The 23,164-nt window shown below is 71.7% G+C and carries 25 protein-coding genes; 17 read left to right on the top strand and 8 right to left on the bottom strand.

The window, feature by feature from the left end; genetic code table 11:
- The first annotated feature begins 12 nt into the window (after nucleotides 1-12).
- From FHX40_RS16745 to FHX40_RS16675, 15 genes are all read left to right on the top strand, one after another.
- Nucleotides 13-2,076, top strand: coding sequence for a hypothetical protein (locus FHX40_RS16745; RefSeq protein WP_142260494.1), 2,064 nt, complete (start codon nucleotides 13-15; stop codon nucleotides 2,074-2,076).
- A 12-nt stretch (nucleotides 2,077-2,088) separates the two neighbouring features.
- Nucleotides 2,089-2,475 carry a hypothetical protein gene (locus FHX40_RS16740; RefSeq protein WP_142260493.1) on the top strand — a complete coding sequence of 129 codons (387 nt, stop codon included), beginning with the start codon at nucleotides 2,089-2,091 and terminating at the stop codon, nucleotides 2,473-2,475.
- A gap of 294 nt (nucleotides 2,476-2,769) precedes the next feature.
- Complete coding sequence (locus FHX40_RS16735; RefSeq protein ID WP_142260492.1) at nucleotides 2,770-4,029, top strand: serine hydroxymethyltransferase; 1,260 nt, start codon at nucleotides 2,770-2,772, stop codon at nucleotides 4,027-4,029.
- Between the two features lie 60 nt (nucleotides 4,030-4,089).
- Nucleotides 4,090-5,727, top strand: a complete 1,638-nt coding sequence (locus FHX40_RS16730; RefSeq protein ID WP_189136240.1) for a glycosyltransferase family 4 protein — start codon at nucleotides 4,090-4,092, stop codon at nucleotides 5,725-5,727.
- 183 nt (nucleotides 5,728-5,910) lie between these two features.
- The gene (locus FHX40_RS16725) at nucleotides 5,911-6,336 is read left to right on the top strand and encodes a Cg1360 family ATP-synthase-associated protein (protein ID WP_142260491.1); all 426 of its coding nucleotides are present in this window, start codon (nucleotides 5,911-5,913) and stop codon (nucleotides 6,334-6,336) included.
- 72 nt (nucleotides 6,337-6,408) lie between these two features.
- Nucleotides 6,409-6,624: a hypothetical protein gene (locus tag FHX40_RS16720; RefSeq protein ID WP_142260490.1), complete on the top strand. Its 216-nt coding sequence runs from the start codon at nucleotides 6,409-6,411 to the stop codon at nucleotides 6,622-6,624.
- A 58-nt stretch (nucleotides 6,625-6,682) separates the two neighbouring features.
- The gene (atpB, locus tag FHX40_RS16715) at nucleotides 6,683-7,501 is read left to right on the top strand and encodes a F0F1 ATP synthase subunit A (protein WP_229788972.1); all 819 of its coding nucleotides are present in this window, start codon (nucleotides 6,683-6,685) and stop codon (nucleotides 7,499-7,501) included.
- Between the two features lie 91 nt (nucleotides 7,502-7,592).
- Complete coding sequence (gene atpE / locus FHX40_RS16710) at nucleotides 7,593-7,823, top strand: ATP synthase F0 subunit C (RefSeq protein WP_142260489.1); 231 nt, start codon at nucleotides 7,593-7,595, stop codon at nucleotides 7,821-7,823.
- Nucleotides 7,824-7,857: 34 nt separating this feature from the next.
- Nucleotides 7,858-8,412, top strand: coding sequence for a F0F1 ATP synthase subunit B (locus FHX40_RS16705; protein ID WP_142260488.1), 555 nt, complete (start codon nucleotides 7,858-7,860; stop codon nucleotides 8,410-8,412).
- 76 nt (nucleotides 8,413-8,488) lie between these two features.
- Nucleotides 8,489-9,298, top strand: coding sequence for a F0F1 ATP synthase subunit delta (locus FHX40_RS16700; protein WP_142260487.1), 810 nt, complete (start codon nucleotides 8,489-8,491; stop codon nucleotides 9,296-9,298).
- Nucleotides 9,299-9,337: 39 nt separating this feature from the next.
- On the top strand, nucleotides 9,338-10,990 hold the full coding sequence (atpA, locus tag FHX40_RS16695) for a F0F1 ATP synthase subunit alpha (RefSeq protein WP_142260486.1): 1,653 nt from the start codon (nucleotides 9,338-9,340) through the stop codon (nucleotides 10,988-10,990).
- Between the two features lie 3 nt (nucleotides 10,991-10,993).
- Nucleotides 10,994-11,896: a F0F1 ATP synthase subunit gamma gene (locus tag FHX40_RS16690; protein WP_142260485.1), complete on the top strand. Its 903-nt coding sequence runs from the start codon at nucleotides 10,994-10,996 to the stop codon at nucleotides 11,894-11,896.
- A 1-nt stretch (nucleotide 11,897) separates the two neighbouring features.
- Entirely contained in the window at nucleotides 11,898-13,331 is a 1,434-nt protein-coding gene (gene atpD, locus FHX40_RS16685; protein WP_142260484.1) for a F0F1 ATP synthase subunit beta, read from the top strand.
- A gap of 50 nt (nucleotides 13,332-13,381) precedes the next feature.
- The gene (locus tag FHX40_RS16680; protein WP_142260483.1) at nucleotides 13,382-13,783 is read left to right on the top strand and encodes a F0F1 ATP synthase subunit epsilon; all 402 of its coding nucleotides are present in this window, start codon (nucleotides 13,382-13,384) and stop codon (nucleotides 13,781-13,783) included.
- 25 nt (nucleotides 13,784-13,808) lie between these two features.
- Nucleotides 13,809-14,204, top strand: a complete 396-nt coding sequence (locus FHX40_RS16675; protein WP_229788969.1) for a DUF2550 domain-containing protein — start codon at nucleotides 13,809-13,811, stop codon at nucleotides 14,202-14,204.
- Between the two features lie 36 nt (nucleotides 14,205-14,240).
- On the opposite strand, the gene FHX40_RS16670 is transcribed toward FHX40_RS16675, so the two are convergent.
- The 8 genes from FHX40_RS16670 to nucS form a co-directional block, all read right to left on the bottom strand.
- Nucleotides 14,241-14,831: a cob(I)yrinic acid a,c-diamide adenosyltransferase gene (locus tag FHX40_RS16670; protein ID WP_142260481.1), complete on the bottom strand. Its 591-nt coding sequence runs from the start codon at nucleotides 14,829-14,831 to the stop codon at nucleotides 14,241-14,243.
- Between the two features lie 191 nt (nucleotides 14,832-15,022).
- Nucleotides 15,023-15,625 (bottom strand): TetR/AcrR family transcriptional regulator, encoded by a 603-nt coding sequence (locus FHX40_RS16665; RefSeq protein WP_229788966.1) that lies wholly within the window; start codon nucleotides 15,623-15,625, stop codon nucleotides 15,023-15,025.
- A gap of 83 nt (nucleotides 15,626-15,708) precedes the next feature.
- Nucleotides 15,709-17,193: an aldehyde dehydrogenase family protein gene (locus FHX40_RS16660; RefSeq protein ID WP_142260480.1), complete on the bottom strand. Its 1,485-nt coding sequence runs from the start codon at nucleotides 17,191-17,193 to the stop codon at nucleotides 15,709-15,711.
- Between the two features lie 82 nt (nucleotides 17,194-17,275).
- A complete protein-coding gene (locus FHX40_RS16655; protein ID WP_142260479.1) occupies nucleotides 17,276-17,929 on the bottom strand; it encodes a response regulator in 654 nt (217 codons plus the stop codon).
- On the bottom strand, nucleotides 17,929-19,245 hold the full coding sequence (locus tag FHX40_RS16650) for a sensor histidine kinase (protein WP_142260478.1): 1,317 nt from the start codon (nucleotides 19,243-19,245) through the stop codon (nucleotides 17,929-17,931). Before FHX40_RS16650 ends, FHX40_RS16655 begins: the two co-directional genes overlap by 1 nt.
- Nucleotides 19,203-20,054, bottom strand: coding sequence for an ABC transporter permease (locus FHX40_RS16645; RefSeq protein WP_142260477.1), 852 nt, complete (start codon nucleotides 20,052-20,054; stop codon nucleotides 19,203-19,205). The genes FHX40_RS16650 and FHX40_RS16645 overlap by 43 nt, the downstream gene beginning before the upstream one ends.
- A gap of 132 nt (nucleotides 20,055-20,186) precedes the next feature.
- Nucleotides 20,187-21,029 carry an ABC transporter ATP-binding protein gene (locus FHX40_RS16640; RefSeq protein ID WP_142260476.1) on the bottom strand — a complete coding sequence of 281 codons (843 nt, stop codon included), beginning with the start codon at nucleotides 21,027-21,029 and terminating at the stop codon, nucleotides 20,187-20,189.
- Between the two features lie 136 nt (nucleotides 21,030-21,165).
- A complete protein-coding gene (gene nucS, locus FHX40_RS16635; RefSeq protein ID WP_142260475.1) occupies nucleotides 21,166-21,825 on the bottom strand; it encodes an endonuclease NucS in 660 nt (219 codons plus the stop codon).
- Between the two features lie 181 nt (nucleotides 21,826-22,006).
- On the opposite strand from nucS, the gene FHX40_RS16630 reads away from it, so the two are divergent.
- Nucleotides 22,007-22,336 (top strand): ATP/GTP-binding protein, encoded by a 330-nt coding sequence (locus FHX40_RS16630; RefSeq protein ID WP_142260474.1) that lies wholly within the window; start codon nucleotides 22,007-22,009, stop codon nucleotides 22,334-22,336.
- A 31-nt stretch (nucleotides 22,337-22,367) separates the two neighbouring features.
- A complete protein-coding gene (locus FHX40_RS16625; RefSeq protein ID WP_142261833.1) occupies nucleotides 22,368-23,072 on the top strand; it encodes an alpha/beta hydrolase in 705 nt (234 codons plus the stop codon).
- The last annotated feature ends 92 nt before the right edge of the window (nucleotides 23,073-23,164 follow it).

Genomic DNA, 23,164 nt, shown 5'->3' with positions numbered 1-23,164 from the left:
CTGGGAGACGGTATGCCCAAGCTGGACGGCATGAACCCGGGGCCGGTCCGCAGGCTCCTCGCCGAGCTGCGCCAGGCCGCCAAGGAGATGCGCTCGGTCGACGCCAGGGTCACCCAACTGCTGAGCAACGCCGGCCTGTCCGCGAAGACCACGTACCGTCCCTCCCAGGTGGCCGACGACGTCGACAAGATGATCCGCGACGTCGAGGCCCGGCTCGCCCTCCTCGAGAAGGAGGAGAAGCAGAAGAAGCCGTCCGTGACGACCCCGGACGCGATGGGCGAAAAGAAGCCCGCCGACGACCCCGGCGCGAAACCGGAGGACTCCGCCAAATCCAAGGGCAAGGGTGACGCCGAGCGCCGCGGTCCCGGTGAGAGCGCCGCCGGTGACGGCAAGGGTGAGTCGAGTGGCAAGGGTGAGGCCGAGCGCCGTGGCTCCGGTGGGGATGCCGCTGGTGGTAAGGGCGAGTCCGGGGAGTCCGGCGGTAAGGGTGAGGCCGAGCGTCGCGGTTCCGGTGAGGGTGCCGCTGGTGGTAAGGGCGAGTCCGGGGAGTCCGGCGGTAAGGGTGAGGCCGAGCGCCGTGGCTCCGGTGGGGATGCCGCTGGTGGTAAGGGCGAGTCCGGGGAGTCCGGCGGTAAGGGTGAGGCCGAGCGTCGCGGTTCCGGTGAGGGTGCCGCTGGTGGTAAGGGCGAGTCCGGGGAGTCCGGCGGTAAGGGTGAGGCCGAGCGTCGTGGCTCCGGTGGGGATGCCGCCGGTGGTAAGGGCGAGTCCGGGGAGTCCGGCGGTAAGGGTGAGGCCGAGCGTCGCGGTTCCGGTGAGGGTGCCGCCGGTGGTAAGGGCGAGTCCGGGGAGTCCGGCGGTAAGGGTGAGGCCGAGCGCCGCGGTTCCGGTGGGGATGCCGCCGGTGGTAAGGGCGAGTCCGGGGAGTCCGGCGGTAAGGGTGAGGCCGAGCGTCGTGGCTCCGGTGGGGATGCCGCCGGTGGTAAGGGCGAGTCCGGGGAGTCCGGCGGTAAGGGTGAGGCCGAGCGCCGCGGTTCCGGTGAGGGTGCCGCCGGTGGTAAGGGCGGATGTGAGCCGGACGGTGCGAAACCCGACGCGGCCGGGGACGCGCGGACGGACAAGGGTGGTGACCGCGCCGACGCCGGCAAGGGGGCCGGCGGGGACGCGATCGCGGACACCGACGGCAAGGATCACCCGGACGACATCCCTGCGAGCAGGGGTCTGCGGGTGATCGAGGTCGACGGCGTCAAGGTGGTGACCGGCTCCCTTCAGCCGCCGAGCGAGGCCTACCTGCGGTGGCTGGAGCAGAACATGGACAGGATCCAGCCGTTCGGCATGCCCGGGGCGGAGGACGGACGACTCGGCGCCTCCGACGGCGGCGGGCCACGGGCGGACGGCGCCGCCGGGCGGATGGAGCCCACCACACCCGGCGCCGGCACGGCCGGTGATCCGGCGGGCGCCGCGGGCACGGACGGGGCCGGTGGACGCGCGGAGGCCCCCTCGGACGCTTCGCGGTATCCGATCACCGATCGTGAGGTCGCGGGGGTGGAGTCGGCCGGGTCGCAGGGTGTCGAGCGTGGCGGTGCGGTGAGTACGGAGGATGCGTTCGCGCGTGGCGACGTGTCGATCGTCAACCGGGACGGCATCTCGCTGATGCCGTACCTGGAGGGCTCGGGGAGCGGGGACGGCGCGGCCGGGACGGACGCGAACGGGCGGCAGGAGCGGGCGGAGCCGGTCGGCGGTGCCCGTGCCGGCGACGGCGCGGCCACCGCGCGGTACGGCGAGCCGTACCCGGCGGTACGCGGTGCGGCCCTGGGCCAGGAGAGCGGCGGCCCGTTCGCCTCCAGGGACGGCGTCACGCTCATGCCGTACGTCGACGCGCCGGCGACCGCGGACGGCGCGGCGGGGACGGAGACAGGCGCGCGTCAGGGGCAGGACGAGCCCGGCGGCCGAGCCTCCGCCGGAGCGCGTACGGACGGCACGGGGACCGGCGGCGCCGGCGCCGCGGGCGACGGCCGGGCGGACGGCGGCGGCCGTTGCGACGACGGCGAGCGCCCGGGCCGGTCGATGGGAACGTAGAAAGGATCGCGCATGTTCGTTGACCCGCCCCGGCCGAAGCCGATGGCACCCGGCGAGTCGCCGCCCCGGCAGTCGCCCGCCGAGCAGCTCGCGCCCGGAGGCCAGGCGACCACCTGGGTGTTCAACCCCGAGTACCAGAAGCTCGTCGACCTGTGGGACCAGGTCGTACCGCTGCTGGACAAGCTCAACGCGTCACTGGCCGACGTGCAGAAGAAGGCCCAGAGCCGGGAGGTGTGGGACGCGCCGGTGGCGGAGCGGTACCTGAAGGACATGGCCGAGTGGCGCAAGCGCCTCAGCCTCTACCGCCAGGGCGTGCTCACCGCGATCAGCGACGAGGCCGCGGACACCCCGAGGTGGATCCCGAGCGGCGCCGATGCCCCCCGCGCCTTCCTGTTCTGACCGGTATCGGCCCTCCCGGCACGCCGCGCCCGGTCCGCCGGATCCGGAAACCGGCGTTCACCGGCCGGTCATCGCATGGTGCGGATCGCCCGTTCCCAGGATTCATTTTGGGTCTCTAGGTCGAAAGCGGGCGAAAAGGGGGTAGGCCGAGATTTCGGTCGGCACGGCCGGCGGTACGGCGAGGCGTCGCCCGACGCCCGGGGCGCGGCCGTACGGCCCGGCCGGACGCGAGCGGAAGGCACGGCGAGGCCGCCCGGGCGAGGGACCGGGGCGGCCGGCACGGGGGTGTGCGACATGGAGCGCTACTGCGGACCCGACCTCTCGCCGCTCGCGCGGCACGACCCCGAGATCGCCGAGGTGCTCTGCGACGAGCTGGAACGGCAGCGCCATGGCCTCCAGCTCATCGCCAGCGAGAACCTCGCCTCGCCCGCCGTGCTCGCCGCCCTCGGCTCGCCGCTGACGAACAAGTACGCCGAGGGCTACCCGGGGCGGCGCTACCACGGCGGCTGCGAGGTGGTGGACCGGGCCGAGCAGATCGCGATCGCCCGGGCGAAGCGGCTGTTCGGCGCCGAGCACGCCAACGTGCAGCCGTACTCGGGCACCACGGCGAACCTCGCCGCGTACGCGGCCCTGCTGCGGCCGGGCGACACCGTGCTCGCCATGTCGCCGCGGCACGGCGGCCACTTCACCCACGGCTCCCGGGCCAACTTCTCCGGCCGCTGGTTCGACGTCGTGCCGTACGGCGTGCGCCGCGACACCGAACGCATCGACTACGACGAGGTGCGCGACCTCGCCCTCCGCCACGAGCCGAAAATGATCATCTGCGGGGCGGCCGCCTACCCGCGGCTCGTCGACCACGCGGTCCTCCGCGGCATCGCCGACGAGGTGGGCGCCTGGCTGCTCGCCGACGCCGCGCACACGATAGGCCTGGTCGCGGGCGGCGTGGTGCCCTCGCCGGTGCCGTACGCGGACGTGGTGACGTTCACCACGCACAAGACGCTGCGCGGGCCGCGCGGCGGCGGGATTCTGTGCACCGGCGAGCTGGCGCCGCGGATCGACCGGGCGGTGTTCCCGTTCGTGCAGGGCGGGCCGATGATGCACGTGATCGCGGCGAAGGCGGTCGCGTTCGGGGAGGCGGCGCGGCCGGAGTTCGCCGCGTACGCCCGGCGCGTCGTGGAGAACGCGCGCACGCTCGTCGCCGCGCTCGAGGCCGAGGGCCTGCGCCCGGTCTCCGGCGGCACCGACACCCACCTCGTGCTCGCCGACCTGCGCCCGGTCGGCGTGGACGGGGCCACCGCCGAGCGCCGTTGCGCCGCGGCGGGCGTCACGCTCGACCGCTGCCCGATCCCCTTCGACCCCGAGCCGCCCTCGGTCGCCTCCGGCATCCGGCTCGGCACGCCGTACGTGACCAGCCAGGGCATGGGCCCGGACGCGATGAAGGAGATCGCGTCGATCGTCCTGCAAGCCGTCGGAAACCCGAATGCGGTAACGTCACTCCTCGCGAGAGTGCGGGCGTTGACCGACGCTCACCCCGCGTATCGCAACGAAGGATGAACGGTTGGTTGTGTGACGATTTCCGGCCCCTGAGGCCGGGCAATTCGGGAAACTAGGTCCGTGCGCGAATACCTTCTCACGGCGCTGGTCACGGCGGCCGTCACGTACCTGCTGGTTCCGCTGGTCCGGAGGTTCGCCCTCCGCATCGGCGCGGCACCCGAGATCCGTGAGAGAGACGTGCACACCACGCCCACGCCGCGGCTGGGCGGCCTCGCCATGTACGCGGGGTTCGTGGTCGGGCTGCTCGTCGCCTCCCACCTGCCGTACGTCGGCCAGGTGATCGCCCAGGAACAGATCATGCTGCCGCTGCTCGCCGCGAGCGGCCTCATCGTGGTCACCGGCTTCCTCGACGACTGGTGGGGCATGGACCCCTTCGTCAAGCTCGCCGGGCAGATCGGGGCGGCGGGCCTCATGGTCTACTTCGGCATGAGCCTCACCTCGATCCCGGTGCCGGGCGGCGCGGGCTACAACCTCGACAGCACGCTCCAGGCGGTCGTCACCATCCTCATCGTGGTGATCAGCATCAACGCGGTGAACTTCGTCGACGGGCTCGACGGGCTCGCCGCGGGCATCGTGGCGATCGCCGGGATGGCCACCTTCGCGTACTCGATCGCGCTGTCGTGGGACATCCAGGACACCCGGATCAACAGCACCGCGGTGATCACCGCGCTGCTCATCGGCATGTGCGCCGGGTTCCTGCCGCACAACTTCCACCCGGCCAAGATCTTCATGGGCGACACCGGGGCGATGCTGCTCGGGCTCGTGCTCGCGGCGTCGATGGTCAAGGTGACCCCGATCGACCCGAGCATCCTGCCGGACCTCAACCGGTTCCCGGTGATCCTGCCGATGCTGGTGCCGGTCGCGGTGCTGGTGCCGCCGCTCGCCGACTTCCTCATGGCGGTGGTCCGCCGCATGTCGTACGGCAAGTCGCCGTTCGCGCCGGACCGCGGCCACCTCCACCACCGGCTGCTCGACACCGGGCACTCCCAGCGCAGCGCGGTGCTGATCCTCTACTCCTGGACGTTCCTGTTCGCGTTCACCGTCGTCGGCCTGTCGATCTTCGGCGTCGCGCTCATCGTCTTCCCGTTCACCGTCGTCTTCGCGATCGCCGTGCTCATGCTCATGTGGCTGCCGAAGTGGCGCTCGCGCAGGGGCCGCGGCACCGCGGCGGCCGGCGAACGGCCCGGGCCGGGCGGCGGGCCGTCCGCGGCCACGGCCACCGCGGGCGCGCCGGCCGCCGCCGCGGACCGGCCGTCCCCGGTTCCGCCCGCGGCGAACAGCCCGGAGGCCCGTCCGGGCGTGTCCGGCGAGCGTTCCGGCGGCGCGTCCGGCGAGGCGTCCGGCGGTTCGGCCGCGGCGCCCGGCGGCCCGGTCGCCTCCGGCGTCGCCCCGGGTGACGGGGGAGCGGCCGCCCCCGCCGACCCGTTCGCCGGCGTGCGCCGCCCCAGCCTCGCGGAACGTTTCGCGCTCGAGCAGGCCGCCGAGACCCAGGAGCTCAGCCCGGTCAAGCCGCTCGGCGCGCGGCGGATCCGCGGCGGTCACCCGTACGGCACGGCCCCCGCGGAGCGGCCGCGCACCGGCCTCGCGGAGGCGCGGCCGGGCGCCGACAAGCCCGCTGACCTGCGGCGTTCCACCGGCCAGGGGCCGACCGGCCGTGGCCGGAGCGGGGCCGACGGCGGCCTGTTCGCGGGGAACTGAACCGCCCGCCGCGCCGCGGTTCCCGGGCGGGGGCGGCGTTCCGGCGCGACCCGGCGGCCCTTCGAAAGGGCAGGTAAAGGCGTACCTGTCCGAGCTTGTGATACCTTTCACTAGCAAGGACGAGCGTTATGCGTCCTGCTCGGTAGCAATCGCTCGCTTGATAACCACCCGCCTGGAGCATCGATGCAGGTCAACGACGTCCGCGTACTCAAGAGCGCGGCGCTGCCCACGGCCGTCGTCGGCCTGGTGGCCGCGATCGTCTCCCTGTTCGCCGTCGGGGCGAGCGGGGCGCTCGGCGCGGCCGTCGGCGTGCTGCTGGTGGCGGTGTTCTTCACCATCGGCCTCGTCGCCGTGAGCTGGGCCGGTCGCATCTCGCCGACGGCGATGTTCGCCGCGGCGATGGTGAGCTACCTGCTGAAGGTGATCGTCATCGGGATCCTGCTGCAGGTGTTCGAGGGCATCGGCGCATGGCACTTCCCCACCTTCGCCTGGACCGTGGTGGCGGGCACCATCGCCTGGATCGCCGGCGAGGTGTGGGCGTTCACCAGGCTGAAGATGCTGTACGTGGACGACTCCGTCGCCAAGGCACCGGGCCGGGCGGAGCCATGAACCGACGGCCGGTCCACCGAAAAGGGCCTGATATGACTAGTCCCCTTCCCACCTGCTATCGTCGGGGCCGCGATGAGCGAGCAGAAGCGCACGCCCGAAGACGACGGCCGCGCCTTCGCCGACGCCGCTTGGTCAGTTCCCGCGTACATTCTCTCGGGAATCCTGGTTTGGGGCGGTGTCGGCTGGCTGTTGAGCCGTTGGACCGGCGTGTCCGCGTTTATCCCCATAGGGGTCATCCTCGGAGTGGGGCTCGCCGTGTACCTCGTGTACCTCAAGCACGGTCGCTGACCGCGCAGGTCGGCGCACACAAACTTTTGTTGATCAACACTGTTGAAGGGAACGCCGCGTGAACACGCCGACGCTCCTCCTCGCCGCCCTCCCTTTGAAAGCCGAAGACCCGGAGGGGTTCCACGCTCCGGGACCGGAGATCTTCGACCTCCCCCCGCTCTGGGAGGGTGCCCCCACCTGGCTGACCAAGCCGACGCTGCTCGCCATGCTCAGCGCGGTGATCCTGATCGCGGTGTTCTGGGGCGCCTTCGCCAACCCCAAGCTCGTCCCCCGGGGCCTGCAGAACATCGGTGAGATCGGCTACACGTTCGTGCGGGACCAGATCGGCCGGCCGTTCCTCGGCAAGGACACCGATCGGTTCATGCCGCTGCTGTTCTCCATCTTCTTCATGGTCCTGGTGTGGAACCTGATGGGCGTCTTCCCGGTGATCCAGTTCCCGGTGGCGTCCCACATCGCGTTCCCGATCGTGCTCGCCGCGGCGGTCTACCTGCTCCGCATCTACCTGGGCATCAAGCACCAGGGCCCGATCGGCTACTTCAAGAACATGATGTTCCCGCCGGGCGTGCCCAAGCCGGTCTACGTGCTGCTGGCGCCCATCGAGTTCCTCTCGAACCTCATCCTCGCGCCGGCCACGCACGCCCTGCGACTGTTCGCGAACATGTTCGCCGGCCACATGCTCCTGGCCTTCTTCAGCATGGTCGGCTTCTACTTCATCTTCCAGAACTTCAGCGTGCTCGGGCTCCCCGTCGGCGTCCTGGGGACGCTGGTGACCATCGCGATGACCGGCCTGGAGATGTTCATCCAGTTCCTGCAGGCCTACCTGTTCGCGATGCTCGCCGCGATGTACATCGGGAACTCGTTGCACGCCGAGCACTGATCTACCCAAGACCACCGTAGTCAAAGCATTCCGGTACGTAAGCGCGGACCGGTGGACGTTCCACCGGCCTGATCAGTAAAGGAAATCACCCATGGCAGCTCTCGCTGAGGTCGCCGGCAACATCACCGCCATCGCGTACGGCGTCGCCACCCTCGGTCCCGGTATCGGTGTGGGCATGATCTTCGGTCAGGGTGTGCAGGCCATCGCCCGTCAGCCCGAGGCGTACGGCCTGATCCGCCAGAACATGCTCCTGGGCTTCGTTCTCGTCGAGGCCCTCGCGCTGATCGGTCTGGTCGCGCCGTTCATCTTCGCGGGCATCTAAGGACGCCCCCCACCACTGACGGAAGGCTGGACCTATGCCACTGACAGCCACGATCCTCGCGGCGGAGAACAACCCGATCCTGCCGCACACCTACGAGCTCGTCGTCGGCGTCTTCTCCTTCCTCGTCGTCTTCCTCGTCGTCGGCCGGATGCTCGTCCCGCGGATCCAGAAGACGCTGGAAGAGCGCACCGAGGCGATCGAGGGCGGCATCAAGCGGGCCGAGGAGGCTCAGGCCGAGGCGCAGCGGGCGCTGGAGGAGTACCGCGCCCAGCTCGCCGAGGCCCGGCAGGAGGCGGCCCGGATCCGCGAGGAGGCGAAGGCGGAGGGCGCGCAGATCAAGGCCGAGCTCCGCGAGGAGGCCCAGGCCGAGGCTCGCCGCATCATCGAGGCGGCGCACGCCCAGATCGAGGCGGACCGCCAGGCCGCCTTCACCCAGCTCCGCGCGGAGATCGGTCGGCTGTCCCTCGAGCTGGCCGGCCGCATCGTCGGCGAGTCCCTCGAGGACGAGGCGCGGCAGCGCCGCATCATCGACCGGTTCCTCGAGGAGCTGGAGTCCACCACCACCGACGCGCGGGCGGTCCGCGGATGACCGTTGACGTGAACGCAAGGTCCGGCCCGGGGTTCGCCCTGGGTTCGGACCCCGGCTTGGGAACGGTGAGCGGCCGATGAGAGGTGTGAGCAGGACCTCGCTCGCCGAGGTCGAAGAGCGGTTCAACAGCGCCGCGGGCTCGGCCGACTTCGGCACGCTGGCCGATGACCTGTTCGCGATCGCCGACCTGCTCGATCGCGAGCACGGGCTGCGCCGCGCCGTGGCCGACCCCACCCGCCCCGCCGAGCAGAAGGCGCAGGTCATGCGCGTGCTGCTCGAGGGCAAGGTGTGCCCGGCCGCACTGGAGACGGCCGTCGCGGCCGCCGAGGCCAAGTGGGCGCGGCCCCGTGACCTCGCCGACGTGCTCGAGCGGTTCGGTGTGGTCGCGACCGTGGCCGAGGCGGAGGGGCAGGGCCGGCTGGACGATCTGGACGACGAGCTGTTCCGGTTCGGCCGGATCGTCCAGGGTCACGCCCAGCTGCAGTGGACCCTGTCCGACCCCTCGATTCCCGCGGAGCGCAAGCGGGCGCTCCTGGAGGACCTGCTGCGCAACCGGGTCACCCCCTCCGGGCTGCGACTGATCGCCCAGGTCGTCGTGCATCCGAGAGGACGTAGCCTGGAGGCAGCCCTGGAGGAGTTCGGGCGGCTCGTCGCCGAGCAGCGGCAGCGCCTGGTGGCCGTGGTACGCAGCGCCGTGCCGCTCAGCGACGCACAGCGGGGCCGGCTCGCGGCGTGGCTCAGCGCGACCTACGGTCGCGACATCCGCCTCAACTGCGAGGTGGATCCGAAGGTGATCGGTGGCTTCTCGGTCCGCATCGGAGACGAGGTCATCGACACCACCATCCTGGGACGTATCGAAGAAGTCCGCCGCCGGTTGGCCGGCTAGGGAGAGCGGTGCGGCGATGAATAGGGAGACGGAATCAAGATGTCGGAGCTGACGATCCGGCCGGACGAGATCCGGGACGCGCTTGAGCGCTTCGTCCAGGCCTACGAGCCGGAAGGCGCGGCCCGCGAGGAGATCGGGACCGTCGTCGACTGCGGCGACGGCATCGCCCATGTCTCCGGCCTGCCCTCGACGATGGCGAACGAGCTGCTGGAGTTCGAGGACGGCACGCGCGGCCTGGCGCTCAACCTCGACGTGGGCGAGATCGGTGTCGTCATCCTCGGTAACTTCGAGGGCATCGAGGAGGGCCAGACCGTCCGCCGCACCGGTGAGGTGCTGTCGGTGCCGGTGGGCGACGCGTTCCTCGGCCGCGTGGTCGACCCGCTGGGCAACCCGCTCGACGGCAAGGGCCCCATCGAGGCCGAGACGCTGCGCGCCCTCGAGCTGCAGGCCCCCTCGGTGGTGCAGCGCCAGTCGGTGAAGGAGCCGCTGCAGACCGGTATCAAGGCGATCGACGCGCTGACGCCGATCGGCCGTGGCCAGCGCCAGCTCATCATCGGCGACCGGCAGACCGGTAAGACCGCGATCGCGGTCGACACCATCCTCAACCAGCGCGAGGCCTGGCTCTCCGGCGACCCGCAGCGTCAGGTGCGCTGCATCTACGTCGCGGTCGGCCAGAAGGGCTCCACGATCGCGCAGGTGAAGGCCCGCCTGGAGGAGGCGGGCGCGATGGAGTACACCACCATCGTCGCCGCCCCGGCCTCCGACCCGGCCGGTTTCAAGTACATCGCGCCCTACACCGGGTCCGCGATCGGCCAGCACTGGATGTACAACGGCAAGCACGTCCTGATCATCTTCGACGACCTGTCGAAGCAGGCGGACGCCTACCGTGCCATCTCGCTGCTGCTGCGCCGCCCGCCGGGCCGTGAGGCGTTCCCCGGTGACGTGTTCTACCTGCACTCCCGTCTGCTGGAGCGCTGCGCCAAGCTCTCGGACGAGATGGGCGGCGGCTCGCTCACCGGTCTGCCGATCATCGAGACCAAGGGCAACGACATCTCGGCGTACATCCCGACGAACGTCATCTCCATCACCGACGGCCAGTGCTTCCTGGAGACCGACCTGTTCAACGCCGGTCAGCGCCCGGCGATGAACCCCGGTATCTCGGTCTCCCGAGTCGGTGGCTCGGCGCAGATCAAGGCGATGAAGACCGTCGCCGGTACGCTGCGTCTCGCCCTGTCGCAGTACCGGGAGCTCGAGGCGTTCGCGGCCTTCGCCTCCGACCTCGACGCCGCGTCCCGGGCGCAGCTCGAGCGCGGTGCGCGGCTCATGGAGCTGATGAAGCAGCCGCAGTACAGCCCGTACCCGGTCGAGCAGCAGGTCGTGTCGATCTGGGCCGGCACCAACGGCCACCTCGACGAGGTGCCGCTGGAGGACGTGCGCCGGTTCGAGACCGAGTTCCTCGACTACGTCGGCCGGAACTACAAGGGCATCTACGACACGATCCGCGAGACCAAGGCCCTCTCGGACGACACGGTCACCCTGCTGAAGGAGGCCGTCACCGAGTTCAAGAAGGGCTTCCAGACCTCCTCCGGCCAGCTCCTCTTCGCGGACGAGCCGGTCGAGGCGCTCGAGGAGGACGCCGTCGGTCAGGAGAAGGTCGTCCGGCACGTACGCCCGCGGGCGGAGAAGAAGTAGCAGATGGGCGCCCAACTCAGACAGCTGCGACGGCGCATCCGGTCGGTGCGCTCGATCGCCAAGATCACGCGAGCGCAGGAGCTCATCGCCTCCTCGCGGATCGTCAAGGCGCAGCAGCGGATGCAGGCGGCCCTGCCGTACGAGCGTGAGATCACGCGTGCGGTCTCGGCGGTGCTGTCCTACGACACCACCGCCGAGCACCCGCTCATGGTCGCCAGGAAGGATCCGCGGAGCGCGGCGGTGCTCATCGTCACCAGCGACCGCGGGTTCGCCGGCGGTTTCAACGCCAGCATCCTGCGGGAGGCCGAGGCGCTCGCCGGTCTGCTGCGTGAGCGGGGCATCGAGCCCAAGCCGTACGTGGTCGGGCGCAAGGGCATCGGCTGGCACCGGTTCCGCGACCGGGAGATGCACGGCGAGTGGTCGGGCTTCTCCGACAACCCGTCGTACGCCCACGCCAAGGAGATCGGCGGGACGCTGATCAAGGCGTTCACGGACGACAACGGGATCGACGAGATCCACATCGTCTACACCGAGTTCGTCTCGATGCTCACCCAGCGGCCGAAGGTGGTGCGCATCCTGCCGCTGGAGGTCGAGGAGAGCGAGGAGGCGCCTCCGGACGGGCCGCTGCCGTACTACGAGTTCGAGCCGAACGCGCAGACCGTCCTCGACCGGCTGTTGCCGCGCTACATCGAGTCCCGCATCTACAACGCCCTGCTCCAGTCGGCCGTCTCCGAGCACGCGGCGCGCCGCCGGGCGATGAAGGCGGCGACCGACAACGCCAACGAGTCCATCCAGAAGCTGTCGCTGCTGATGAACCAGGCTCGGCAGGCGGAGATCACCCAGGAAATCAGCGAGATCGTCGGTGGCGCGAACGCGCTCGCCGAAGCTGCAGCGGGGAAAGAGTGAAATGACTGCACAGACTGTTGAGACCGAGACCGGCGTGGGCCGTGTCGCCCGGGTCATCGGCCCGGTCGTCGACGTGGAGTTCCCCGCCGAGGCGATACCGGACATCTACAACGCGCTGCACGTCGACGTCACCATCAACGGGCAGACCAAGACGCTGACGCTCGAGGTCGAGCAGCACCTGGGTGACAACCTGGTGCGGGCCATCTCCATGCAGCCCACCGACGGTCTCGTGCGCGGCGCCCTGGTCCGCGACACCGGCGCGCCGATCTCGGTTCCCGTCGGCAACGTGGTCAAGGGCCACGTGTGGAACGCGCTCGGCGAGACCCTCGACGTCGACGTCGCCTCGCTCGAGGTCACCGAGCGGTGGCCGATCCACCGCAAGGCCCCGGCGTTCGACCAGCTCGAGCCGCGTACCGAGCTGCTCGTCACCGGCATCAAGGTCATCGACCTGCTCACGCCGTACGTGCAGGGCGGCAAGATCGGCCTGTTCGGCGGCGCGGGCGTGGGCAAGACCGTGCTCATCCAGGAGATGATCCGCCGGGTCGCCCGCGAGTTCGGTGGTACCTCGGTGTTCGCCGGCGTGGGCGAGCGTACCCGTGAGGGTAACGACCTGTGGGTCGAGATGGCCGAGGCGGGCGTGCTCAAGGACACCGCGCTCGTGTTCGGCCAGATGGACGAGCCGCCGGGCACCCGGCTCCGCGTCGCGCTCTCCGCGCTCACCATGGCGGAGTACTTCCGCGACGTCCAGGGCCAGGACGTGCTGCTGTTCATCGACAACATCTTCCGGTTCAGCCAGGCCGGTTCCGAGGTGTCGACGCTGCTCGGCCGGATGCCCTCGGCGGTGGGTTACCAGCCGACCCTCGCCGACGAGATGGGTGTGCTGCAGGAGCGCATCACCTCGACCCGCGGTCACTCGATCACCTCGATGCAGGCGATCTACGTGCCCGCGGACGACATCACCGACCCGGCGCCGCACAACGCGTTCGCCCACCTCGACGCCACCACGGTGCTCTCGCGGCAGGTGTTCGAGAAGGCGATCTTCCCGGCGGTGGACCCGCTCGACTCCACCTCCCGGATCCTCGACCCGCAGATCGTCGGCGAGGAGCACTACCAGGTCGCCCAGGAGACGATCCGGATCCTCCAGCGGTACAAGGAGCTCCAGGACATCATCAACATCCTCGGTATCGACGAGCTCTCCGAGGAGGACAAGGTCATCGTCAACCGGGCGCGCCGGGTTGAGCGGTTCCTGTCCCAGCCGATGTTCGCGGCCGAGCAGTTCACCGGTCAGCCGGGCGTGTTCACGCCGCTCGACGAGACCATCGCCTCGTTCAAGGCGCTGTGCGCCGGCGAGTACGACCACCTGCCCGAGCAGGCCTTCTACATGGTCGGCGGCATCGACGACGCCGTGGAGAAGGCCAAGACGCTGGCCCGCTGACCTCTCGAGGACAACGGGACACCTGACGCGGGATAGGAGAGAGGATCAGGATGGCCAAGCTGCGCGTCGGCGTCGTCTCGCCGGAGCGTGAGATCTGGTCCGGCGAGGCCGACATGGTGATTGCCAAGACGGTCGACGGCGAGATCGGTATCATGCCTAACCACGCCCCGGTACTCGGCATCCTCGTCGACGGCGGGGTGCTGACGGTGAAGCGCGGGGACGGGGACGACCTCGTGGCCGCGGTCCACGGCGGGTTCATCGCCGTGGCGAACAACGACGTCTCGGTGCTCGCCGAGGCGGCCGAGCTGGGCTCCGAGGTGGACGTCGCCGCCGCCCGTGACGCCCTCAACCGGGCGCTCGCCTCCATCGACGCCGAGGGCACCGGATTCGACGCCCAGCTTGAGGCCAAGCGGGCGCGTGCCCGGCTGCGCGCCGCGGGCGTAGAGGTCTGATCGTCGAACGAAACGGAGGATGAGGGTGGCGCTTGCGGCACTGACGATCGCCGCGGTCCTGCTGCTGGCCGCCGCCCTCATCGCGGTACGCGCGCTGTTGCTGGCGCGCTCGCGGGGCACGATCATCTGTCGGCTCCGCACCGCCGGCTCGGGCTGGCGTCGCGGGGTGGCCCGCTACGCCGGCGGCGAGCTCCACTGGATCCCGTTCTTTGCGGTACGTCTGAGGCCGCGCCACGCGATCGCGAGGCGCGGCCTCGAGATTTCCAGCCGCCGTCGGCTCGACGGCATCGACGGCCCCAAGGGGTACTGGGCGGTCGACTGCGGCGCGGTCACCCTCGCGATGAGCGAGGACGCCCTCACCGGGTTCCTCGCCTGGCTGGAGGCGGCGCCGCCGAGCGCCCACCTGCTCGACCACGCCTGAGCGCCGCGCGGTACGGCGCGCGGGCCGGGCCCCGGGTCAGCGGGTGCCGCCCGGCCGCCACAGCACCTCGTCGCCGTCCGCGACCACCCGGCAGAGGATGAACAGCAGGTCGCTCAGCCGGTTGAGGTACTTCGCGGTCAGCGGGTTGACGTCCTCGTGGGCCTCCAGCGCCGCCCAGGCCGAGCGTTCGGCTCGCCGTACCACGGTCCTGGCCTGGTGCAGCAGCGCGGTGCCGGGCGCGCCGCCGGGGAGCACGAAGCTGCGCAGCGGCTTCAGGCCCTCGTTGAAACGGTCGCACTGCGACTCCAGCCACTCGATCGCGGCGGGCTCCACGCGCAGCGGCGGGTGCTCGGGGTTCGGGACCACGGGGGTGCACAGGTCGGCGCCCACGTCGAACAGCTCGTTCTGGACGCGGCGAAGGACCTCGGCGACCGGCTCGGGGAGGTCGCCCAGCGCGAGCGCCACGCCGATCGCGGCGTTCGCCTCCTCCACGTCGGCGTAGGCCGCGATGCGCGGGTCGGTCTTGCGGGTGCGGCTCCCGTCGCCGAGGCCGGTGGTCCCGTTGTCGCCGGTCCTCGTGTAGATCCTGGAGAGCACCACCGGCCGGTCCTTGTCAGCGCGTGTCATGGGGCCCAGCCTAGCCACCGCCCGCTCCCGCGCTCCGCCGGGATCGCGGCCGTGCGGGATGGTGCGAGGTTTGGTGGAATACGGCGGACGTTTCGGATTCCAGGTGATTTCCGGTGGTGTTCCCTCGGCGCCGTTCTCGCGCTCTTTCGGATCCCCGTGCCCGCCGGTACGGAAAGCGGCCGGGTATCCGGTCAGCCGGTGAGGGACTTGCGGAAGATGGCCACCGCCGTGTTGATGATGGATTCCAGCGGGGCCGGTTTCGCCGACATCATCCGGTCGAGCAGCAACTCCTGAACGGCCCCGATCAGGCCGACCACGAGCAGGTGGGAGTTCTCCGGCAACCCGCCGGGAAAACCGGCCAGTGATTTCTCAATCGTTTGCGCCAGCGCGGATATCTTCTGCTGGCGGAACGCGTGCACCGTGTCGCCGGCGCGGCGCACCTCCAGGTTCATGATGCGGGCGCGGCGGCGGTCCGCCATCACGAAGGTGACGAACTCCCGGACCGCCGCCTCCATCCTGGCCTCCGGGTCGTCGGGCGCGGCGTGGATCGCCCGGTACACCGCGGCCTTGGTGTCCTCCACGCAGCGTTCGTACACCGCCCGCATGAGCTCCTCGCGGCCGGAGAAACACTCGTAGAAGGCGCGATTGGATATGCGGGCGGTGCTGCACAGCCGTTCGATGGTGGTCGCGGAAAAGCCGGGATCGGCGAACTGCGTGTAGGCCGCCGAAAGTAAGCGTTCCCGGCGGTCCGCCAATCGTTCTTCCGGTGTCATCCCCCGGTAACCCCGTGCCATGACTCCCACCCCTCGCCCGGTGGTTTACCAACGGACCAATAATTATGTCGGCAAGATCTTTTGGGTGGAAGTTCAGGGGTGCGTTATCGGCGGCGCCTGCCGTACAGGAACGTGACCAGCCGGATGACCCGCTCGAGATCCGCCGGTGATCTGCGGAAAGAGGTGAGGTTCGCGCCCGGCAATGGGAAACGCTGCCGGGAGATCGCCTTCGGCCGGGCGAACTCGCGCAGCCCGTCCGCGCCGTGGATGCGGCCGAACCCGGAGCCGCCCACGCCGCCGAACGGCAGCGACGGGATGCCCGCGAACGAGATCACCGAGTTGATCGCGGTCATGCCGGTGCGCAGCCGCCGGGCGAGCGCGGTGGCCCGCCGCCGGTTCCGGGAGAACACCGTTGCGCCCAGGCCGTACGCGGTGGCGTTCGCGCGGCGCACCGCCTCGTCCACGTCGGCGACCCGGTTCACCACGATCACCGGACCGAAGGTCTCCTCCTGCACGGCGGGCGAGTCCTCCGGCACGTCGGTGACGATCACCGGGTCGACGTACGGCGGGCGGATCGACTCGGTGCCGCCGAGCACGGCCGTGCCGCGCGCGACCGCGTCGCCGACGTGGCGGCGGATCACGTCGAGCTGTCCGGGCATGGTGATCGGGCCGTAGTCCTTCCCGGCGCGCAGCGCGGCGGCCCGCTCGGTGAGCTCGCGCAGGAACGCCTCGTAGACCTCGGCGACCACGTAGACGCGCTCCACGCCCACGCAGGTCTGCCCGGCGTTCGAGCAGGCGCCCCACAGCGCGGCGTCGGCGGCCGCCGCAAGGTCGGCGTCGCGGTCGACGATGAACGCGTCCTTGCCGCCGCACTCGGCGACGAGCGGGGTGAGGTTGCGGGCGCAGGCCGCCATCACCCGCTTCGCGGTCGCGGTCGAGCCGGTGAACGCGATCTTGCCGACGCCGGGGTGCCCGGCGAGCGCGGCGCCGGTCTCGCCGAGGCCGGTCACCACCTGGAACACCGGGTACTCGGAGACGCTCTCGGCGAACAGCTCGGCGAGCAGCACGCCGGTGCCGGGGGTGAGCTCGCTCGGCTTGAACACCACCGCGTTGCCCGCGGCGAGCGCGTAGGCGATCGACCCCATCGGCGTGAACACCGGGTAGTTCCACGGCCCGATAACCCCGACCACGCCGAGCGGCTGGTACTCCACGGTGGCGGCCATGTTGACGCCGAGCAGGCCGGGGGAGACCCGGCGCGGGCCGAGCACCGCGCGGGCGTTCCGGGCCGCCCAGCCGGTGTGCGCGATCGCCAGCACGGTCTCCAGCTTGGCGTCCTCGATCGGCTTGCCGGTCTCCCGGCGCACCGTCTCGGCCACCCTGCCGAGGTTGCGGGTGAGCACCGCGGCGAAGTCGAGCAGGCGCCGCTTCCGCTCGGCGAAGCCGAGGCCGGCCCACCAGCGCGCCGCCTGCGCGGCCCGCTCGACCGCGGCGGCGACGGCGGCCTCGTCGTGGATGACGTGGGTGCCCACCACCTCCCCGGTGGCCGGGTCGAGCGAGTCGAAGGTCCGCCGTTCCGTAGCCGTTGCCATGAGGCCTCCTCACGTTCCTCTCGCCGTGGGGCCACGATAGAACGGCCGTGCCGTACCGGCCGAGTACCGAGCCGTGGCGGGGTCAGTCGAGCGTGCGGTCGAGCGGGGGCAGCAGGCCGCGCTCCAGCGCGGTGGTCACCGCGGCGGTGCGGTCGGAGACGCCGAGCTTGCCGAAGACGCGGATGAGGTGGGTCTTCACCGTGGTCTCGCTGATGAACAGCGCCCGGCCGATCTCGGCGTTGGTCAGGCCGCGCGCGACGAGGGCGAGCACCTCGGTCTCCCGCGGGGTGAGGGCCTCCGGCGCCGGGGCGCGCATCCGGGAGACGAGCCGGGTCGCCACCGCGGGGGAGAGCACGGTCTCCCCGCGCCGGGCCGCCGCGATCGCGGCGATCAGGTCGTCCCGCGCGGTGTCCTTCAGCAGGTAGCCGGTCGCGCCCGCCTCCACCGCGCGCAGGATGTCCTGGTCGGTCTCGTAGGTGGTGAGCACCACCACCCGCGCCTCGGGACGCTCGGCGAGGATGCGGCGCGTCGCGCTCACCCCGTCCCCGTTCGGCATGCGCAGGTCCATGAGGATCACGTCGGGCCGCAGGGCGCGGGCGAACGCCACCCCCTCGTCACCCGAGCCCGCCTCCCCGGCGATCACGATCCCGGGCGCGCCCTCGAGCATGCCGCGCAGGCCGGTGCGCACCACCGGGTGGTCGTCGACGATGAGCACCCGGATCGGGTCGTCCGTCATCACACCTCCTCCGGCAAGGGGTCGGTGCTCGGCCGGGCCGCCGGGACCGTCGCGGGCGGCACCGGGGCCGGTGTCTCGGGCGGCAGCGGGAGGCGGACGGTGAGCTCGGCGCCGCCGGACTCCGCGTCGGCGACGGTGAGCGTGCCGTGCGCCTGCTCGACGCGGGCGCGCATCGCGCGCAGGCCGTACCCGGCGGAGAGCACGTCCGCGTGGTCCGCCGCGTCCCCGGACGCCGGGCCGGGCCGGTGTCCGCCGAAGCCGCGGCCGTCGTCGCGCACGCGCAGGGTCACCTCGGCCGGGCCGTACTCGAGGGCCACCTCCACCCGGGTCGCGGCCGCGTGCTTGCGCACGTTGCTCAGCGCCTCCTGCGCCGCCCGGATCAGCACCACCTCGTACTGCGGCGGCAGCGCCCGGCCGGTGCCGCGCGTCGCGAAGGCGGCCGCGACGCCGGTCTCCTCCCCGAACCGCTCGGTGATCCGGCGCAGCGCCGCGCCGAGCGTCGACCCGTCGAGGGGCGCGGGGCGCAGCGCCGCCACCAGGGCGCGCGCCTCGGCGAGGTTCTCCTTGGCGGTCCGGATCGCCAGCTCGAGGTGCCGGGACGGGTCCGGCTGCGCCTGCGCGGCCTGGAGCAGCATGATGATGCCGCTGAAGCCCTGGGCGAGGGTGTCGTGGATCTCCCCGGCGAGCCGTTCCCGCTCGGCGAGGGCGCCGCGCTCGGCCGACAGCCGGGCCACCTCGGCGTGGCTCGCCGCCAGCCGCCGGATCAGCTCGGCGCGCTCGGCGCTCTGCCGGACCACGCGCTCGCCCCACATCCCGAAGGCCGACGAGAAGAACACGGTCGTGGTGAGCATCATCACCAGCGAGAAGAGCCCGGCGACGTCCGGCTCGGTGAGCCCCAGCCGCACCGCGTTCGGCGCCGCGAGCAGGACCGCGACGACCACCCCGCGCCGCGCGGGCACCGCCATGAAGACCTGCGGGCACACCCCGAACAGGACGAAGAGGGCCACGTCGCTGATGAGCGCGATCGGCACGTAGAGGACCACGAGGACCGCCGCGTACCAGGTGCCGCGGCGGGTGTCCTCGGCGAGGATCGCCCGCCGGCCGAGCAGCAGGTAGGCGGCCGGGATCGCGAGCAGGCAGCCGATCACGACCGCCTGCCACACCGGGGCCGTGCCGTACCACAGGATGTGGAGGGCGGGGACGACCACGGCGATCCCGAGCAGCACCTCCCAGACGCGCAGCCGCTTCCACGCCTCCGGGCCCATCGGCGCGGTCACCCCTCGCGCCGGCTCGTCCAGCGGAACGTCTTCAGACACAGCAGCAGCCCTCCGACCGTCCAGGCTGCCAGGATCAGGGCGACCCGGTCCAACTCGTAGGAGCCGGTGAGCTCGAGCGCCGCCCCGGCGTCGCCGAGGAACACCGAGCGGAAGCCCTGGCACATCCAGCGCAGCGGGAAGAGCGAGGCGAGGTGGGTGACCCACTGCGGCAGCTCGGCGAAGGGGATGAACACCCCGGAGACGAACTGGAGCGCCACGAACGGGAGCGTCACCACCGCCGACGCGCTCTTCGCGGACCGGGGCAGGCTGCTGAACGCGATGCCGAGCAGCGAGCAGGCGGCGAGGCCGAGCACGAACACCCAGGCGAAGGTCGCCCAGCGGGCCGCGTCCGCGGGCGGTTCCAGGTCGTACAGGAGCACGCCGACGGCGAGCAGCAGCGCGACCTCGAGCACGGCGGCGAGCAGCACGCTCAGCACCTTGCCGACGAAGTACGCCGCGGGCGGCATCGGCGTGCCGGCGAGCCGCTTGAGCGTGCCGTCCTCGCGCTCCACCGCGATGGCGATCGCGAGGTTCTGGAAGCTCACGCTCATCAGGCCCGCGCCGATCAGCCCGGCCGCGTACAGCTGGGACACCGAGACGCCGGAGTCCTCGAACTCGCCGCGGAAGATCGAGCCGAACAGCACGAGCAGGACGACCGGGAAGCTGAACGTGAAGATCAGGGAGTCCCGCTCGCGGAAGAACATCCTGGTCTCGAGCACCGCCCGCGACCAGCCGACGCGCAGCGTCGCGGGCAGCCGTGCCGCGGCCGTCGCCGCGGCGGGGACCGGAAGCGTGGTGGTCTTGCTCATCACGTCTCCTGGGGAAACCGGGTGACAGGGCAGGCAGGGTTCCGGGGTTGCGGGGTTCTCGGGGACGGCCCCGTCCGGGGAGCGGGTACGGCGTGCCGCGGCCGTGCCGTACCGGGGGAACGGGACGGCCGGTCAGGCCTGCCGGATGAGGCCGAGGTAGACCTCCTCCAGCGTGGGGCGGGTGACGGTGAGCTCCGGCACCTCGCCGGGGAACCGGGCGGCGAGCTCGCGCACGGTCCGGGTGGGCTCGTCGGTCTCCACGCTGCGGCGCACCCCGTCCTCCAGCCAGCTCACCGTGGCCTTGGCGGTCGCCCGGCCGCCGAGCGTCGCCGGGTCGCCCTCGGCCACCACCCGCCCGCCGGCGATCACGGCGATGCGGTCGGCGAGCGCCTCGACCTCGTCGAGGTAGTGGCTGGTGAGCACGATCGTGGTCCCGTCGTCCGCGAGGCCGGCGATCAGGTCCCAGAACCGGCGGCGGACCTCGGGGTCGAAGCCGGTGGTCGGCTCGTCGAGGAAGAGCAGCTCGGGGCGGCCCACGATGCCGAGCGCCACGTCCACGCGGCGGCGCTGGCCGCCGGAGAGTCTGCGCAGGCGGGTGCCGGCCTTCTCGGCCAGGCCCACCCGTTCGATCACCTCGTCGGGGTCGTGCGGGTCGGGGTAGTAGCCGGCGACGTGCCGGACCAGCTCGCGCACGGTGAGCTCGGCGTGGTCGTTGCTCGACTGGAGCACGACGCCGATGCGGGACCGCCAGGCGCGGCCCGCGTGCGCCGGGTCCTCGCCCAGCACGCGAACCTCGCCCGCGTCCCGCCTGCGGTAGCCCTCGAGGATCTCCACCGTGGTCGACTTGCCCGCCCCGTTCGGGCCGAGCAGGCCGAACACCTCGCCGCGCCGGATCTCCAGGTCGATGCCGTCGACCGCGGTCACCGCGCCGTACCGTTTGGTCAGTCCGCTGACCTTCACCGCCGTGTCGTCCATGGTTCGAGCATGCGGAAAACGGGCAGGTCGGCGGCACCTACGGACGATCGAGATCGGGCGTCCTCCGAACGGAGGACACCCGGTCGTACGGCCGGTCATCCGGTCCGGCCGGGCCCGGCGCGGCGGCCGGGAGCGGTCAGAAGAGCGTGTCCTCGCGCTTGATGCCGCGCAGCGCGTCGTAGTCGAGCGTCACGCAGTCGATGCCGCGGTCGGCGGCGAGCACCCGCGCCTGCGGCTTGATCTCCTGGGCGGCGAACACCCCGCGCACCGGGGCGAGCAGCGGGTCGCGGTTGAGCAGCTCCAGGTAGCGGGTGAGCTGCTCGACGCCGTCGATCTCGCCGCGGCGCTTGATCTCCACCGCGACGGTCCGGCCGCTCGCGTCCCGGCAGAGGATGTCCACCGGGCCGATCGCGGTGGGGTACTCGCGGCGGATCAGCGTCCAGCCCTCGCCCAGCGTGGTGATGTGCTCGGCGAGCAGCTCCTGCAGATGGGCCTCCACGCCGTCCTTGATCAGCCCGGGGTCGACCCCGAGTTCGTGCGTGGAGTCGTGCAGGATCTCGTCGATGGTGAGGATGAGCCGCTCGCCGGTCTTGCTGTGGGTGACGGTCCACACGTTGCCCTCCTCCTTCAGGCGGCAGGGCGGGCTCATCCAGTTGAGGGGCTTGTACGCGCGGTCGTCGGCGTGCACGGACACCGAGCCGTCCGCCTTGATCAGGATGAGCCGGGGCGCCATCGGAAGGTGGGCGGTGAGCCGGCCCACGTAGTCCACGCTGCATTTCGCGATGACCAGCCGCATGACCGTCAACCCTACCGGGGCCCGCATGGCTCGCGTCCGGCGTCTGCGAGACTGGACCACCGGCGTGACAACGACTTTCGGACGCACACGTTGGAGGGAGCGTGCGGATCGAGGCACGAGCGGCCCGGGCCGCCGGGGGCCGGGAAGAAACCGGACGTCGTTCCGCGTTGCGCCGTACGCCATGAGTCCGCGCAGGGCCCGCCGGGTGGGGCCGTACGATCGGGTGGACCGCCGCCGCGGCGTGGTGCCCGGCCGCGGGCCGATCCTCGGCTCCGTGCCCGGGGTGGACCAGGTGGAGGAGTGGCCGGACGGCGACTGGGTGGTGCGGCGGGTGACCGGCGCGGAGGGGCGCGTCTACCGGTGCCCCGGCTGCGACCAGGAGATCCGCGCGGGCCTGCCGCACGTGGTGAGCTGGCCGGCCTGGCCCGGCGGCGAAGGGGAGCGGCGGCACTGGCACACCGCGTGCTGGCGGGCGCGGATCCGGCGCAACCCCGGCCGGACGCGCTACTGACGTCGCCACCGCGAGCGTTGGAAGGATGCACATGGACATACGCGCCTCGACGGTGCTGCCCGCGCGGCGGGAGCCGATCGAGCTGCACACCGCGGACGGGCTGACCCTGGTCGGAGAGCTCGCGCTGCCCGAGGAACGGCCGCCCGTGGCCACCCTGGTCTGCCTCCACCCGCTGCCGACCGCGGGCGGCATGATGGACAGCCACGTGCTGCGCAAGGCGTCCTACCGGCTGCCCGCGCTCGCCGACCTCGCCGTGCTGCGCTTCAACACGCGCGGCACGAGCTCTGAGCGCGGCACCTCCGAGGGGACCTTCGACGAGGGCGAGGGCGAGCGGTACGACGTCGCGGCGGCCCTGGAGTTCGTGGAATTCCGTGACCTGCCGCGGCCGTGGCTGCTCGGCTGGTCGTTCGGCACCGAGCTGGCGTTGAAGTGGGGGCGCGACCCGCTCGTGGAGGGCGCGATCCTGCTCTCCCCGCCGCTGCGCCGGGCCACGGACGCGGACCTCGACGCGTGGACCGAGTTCGGCCGGCCGCTCGTCGCGCTAGTGCCGGAGCTCGACGACTTCCTGCGGCCGGACGAGGCGCGCAAGCGCTTCGCGCGGGTGCCGCAGTGCGAGGTGGTCGCGGTGGAGCGGGCCAAGCACCTGTGGGTGGGCGAGCCGTACGTGCGCATCGTGCTCAACGAGATCGTGCGGCGGGTCAACCCGGCCGCCCATCCGCTGCCCACGGAGGTCTGATCGCCGGGCCCGCGGCATGCGGCGCCGGCCGCGGGCCTCGTTCCGTTGCCCGGCGCCGCCCGGGCGTGCCCTCCCGGGTGCGCACACTCGTC

Source organism: Thermopolyspora flexuosa, assembly GCF_006716785.1.
In the GTDB taxonomy this organism is placed as follows: Bacteria; Actinomycetota; Actinomycetes; order Streptosporangiales; family Streptosporangiaceae; genus Thermopolyspora; species Thermopolyspora flexuosa.
The sequence above is the reverse complement of the archived record's forward strand: the minus strand, read 5'-3'. Positions and strand labels throughout refer to the sequence as shown.

What these genes read in the sequence shown, in the direction of transcription:
- FHX40_RS16745 (WP_142260494.1), top strand. Translation starts at nt 13, where the DNA reads ATGCCCAAGCTGGACGGCATGAACCCGGGGCCGGTCCGCAGGCTCCTC.
- FHX40_RS16740 (WP_142260493.1), top strand. Translation starts at nt 2,089, where the DNA reads ATGTTCGTTGACCCGCCCCGGCCGAAGCCGATGGCACCCGGCGAGTCG.
- FHX40_RS16735 (WP_142260492.1), top strand. Translation starts at nt 2,770, where the DNA reads ATGGAGCGCTACTGCGGACCCGACCTCTCGCCGCTCGCGCGGCACGAC.
- FHX40_RS16725 (WP_142260491.1), top strand. Translation starts at nt 5,911, where the DNA reads ATGCAGGTCAACGACGTCCGCGTACTCAAGAGCGCGGCGCTGCCCACG.
- FHX40_RS16720 (WP_142260490.1), top strand. Translation starts at nt 6,409, where the DNA reads ATGAGCGAGCAGAAGCGCACGCCCGAAGACGACGGCCGCGCCTTCGCC.
- atpE (WP_142260489.1), top strand. Translation starts at nt 7,593, where the DNA reads ATGGCAGCTCTCGCTGAGGTCGCCGGCAACATCACCGCCATCGCGTAC.
- FHX40_RS16705 (WP_142260488.1), top strand. Translation starts at nt 7,858, where the DNA reads ATGCCACTGACAGCCACGATCCTCGCGGCGGAGAACAACCCGATCCTG.
- FHX40_RS16700 (WP_142260487.1), top strand. Translation starts at nt 8,489, where the DNA reads ATGAGAGGTGTGAGCAGGACCTCGCTCGCCGAGGTCGAAGAGCGGTTC.
- atpA (WP_142260486.1), top strand. Translation starts at nt 9,338, where the DNA reads ATGTCGGAGCTGACGATCCGGCCGGACGAGATCCGGGACGCGCTTGAG.
- FHX40_RS16690 (WP_142260485.1), top strand. Translation starts at nt 10,994, where the DNA reads ATGGGCGCCCAACTCAGACAGCTGCGACGGCGCATCCGGTCGGTGCGC.
- atpD (WP_142260484.1), top strand. Translation starts at nt 11,898, where the DNA reads ATGACTGCACAGACTGTTGAGACCGAGACCGGCGTGGGCCGTGTCGCC.
- FHX40_RS16680 (WP_142260483.1), top strand. Translation starts at nt 13,382, where the DNA reads ATGGCCAAGCTGCGCGTCGGCGTCGTCTCGCCGGAGCGTGAGATCTGG.
- FHX40_RS16670 (WP_142260481.1), bottom strand. Translation starts at nt 14,831, where the DNA reads ATGACACGCGCTGACAAGGACCGGCCGGTGGTGCTCTCCAGGATCTAC.
- FHX40_RS16665 (WP_229788966.1), bottom strand. Translation starts at nt 15,625, where the DNA reads ATGGCACGGGGTTACCGGGGGATGACACCGGAAGAACGATTGGCGGAC.
- FHX40_RS16660 (WP_142260480.1), bottom strand. Translation starts at nt 17,193, where the DNA reads ATGGCAACGGCTACGGAACGGCGGACCTTCGACTCGCTCGACCCGGCC.
- FHX40_RS16655 (WP_142260479.1), bottom strand. Translation starts at nt 17,929, where the DNA reads ATGACGGACGACCCGATCCGGGTGCTCATCGTCGACGACCACCCGGTG.
- FHX40_RS16645 (WP_142260477.1), bottom strand. Translation starts at nt 20,054, where the DNA reads ATGAGCAAGACCACCACGCTTCCGGTCCCCGCCGCGGCGACGGCCGCG.
- FHX40_RS16640 (WP_142260476.1), bottom strand. Translation starts at nt 21,029, where the DNA reads ATGGACGACACGGCGGTGAAGGTCAGCGGACTGACCAAACGGTACGGC.
- nucS (WP_142260475.1), bottom strand. Translation starts at nt 21,825, where the DNA reads ATGCGGCTGGTCATCGCGAAATGCAGCGTGGACTACGTGGGCCGGCTC.
- FHX40_RS16630 (WP_142260474.1), top strand. Translation starts at nt 22,007, where the DNA reads ATGAGTCCGCGCAGGGCCCGCCGGGTGGGGCCGTACGATCGGGTGGAC.
- FHX40_RS16625 (WP_142261833.1), top strand. Translation starts at nt 22,368, where the DNA reads ATGGACATACGCGCCTCGACGGTGCTGCCCGCGCGGCGGGAGCCGATC.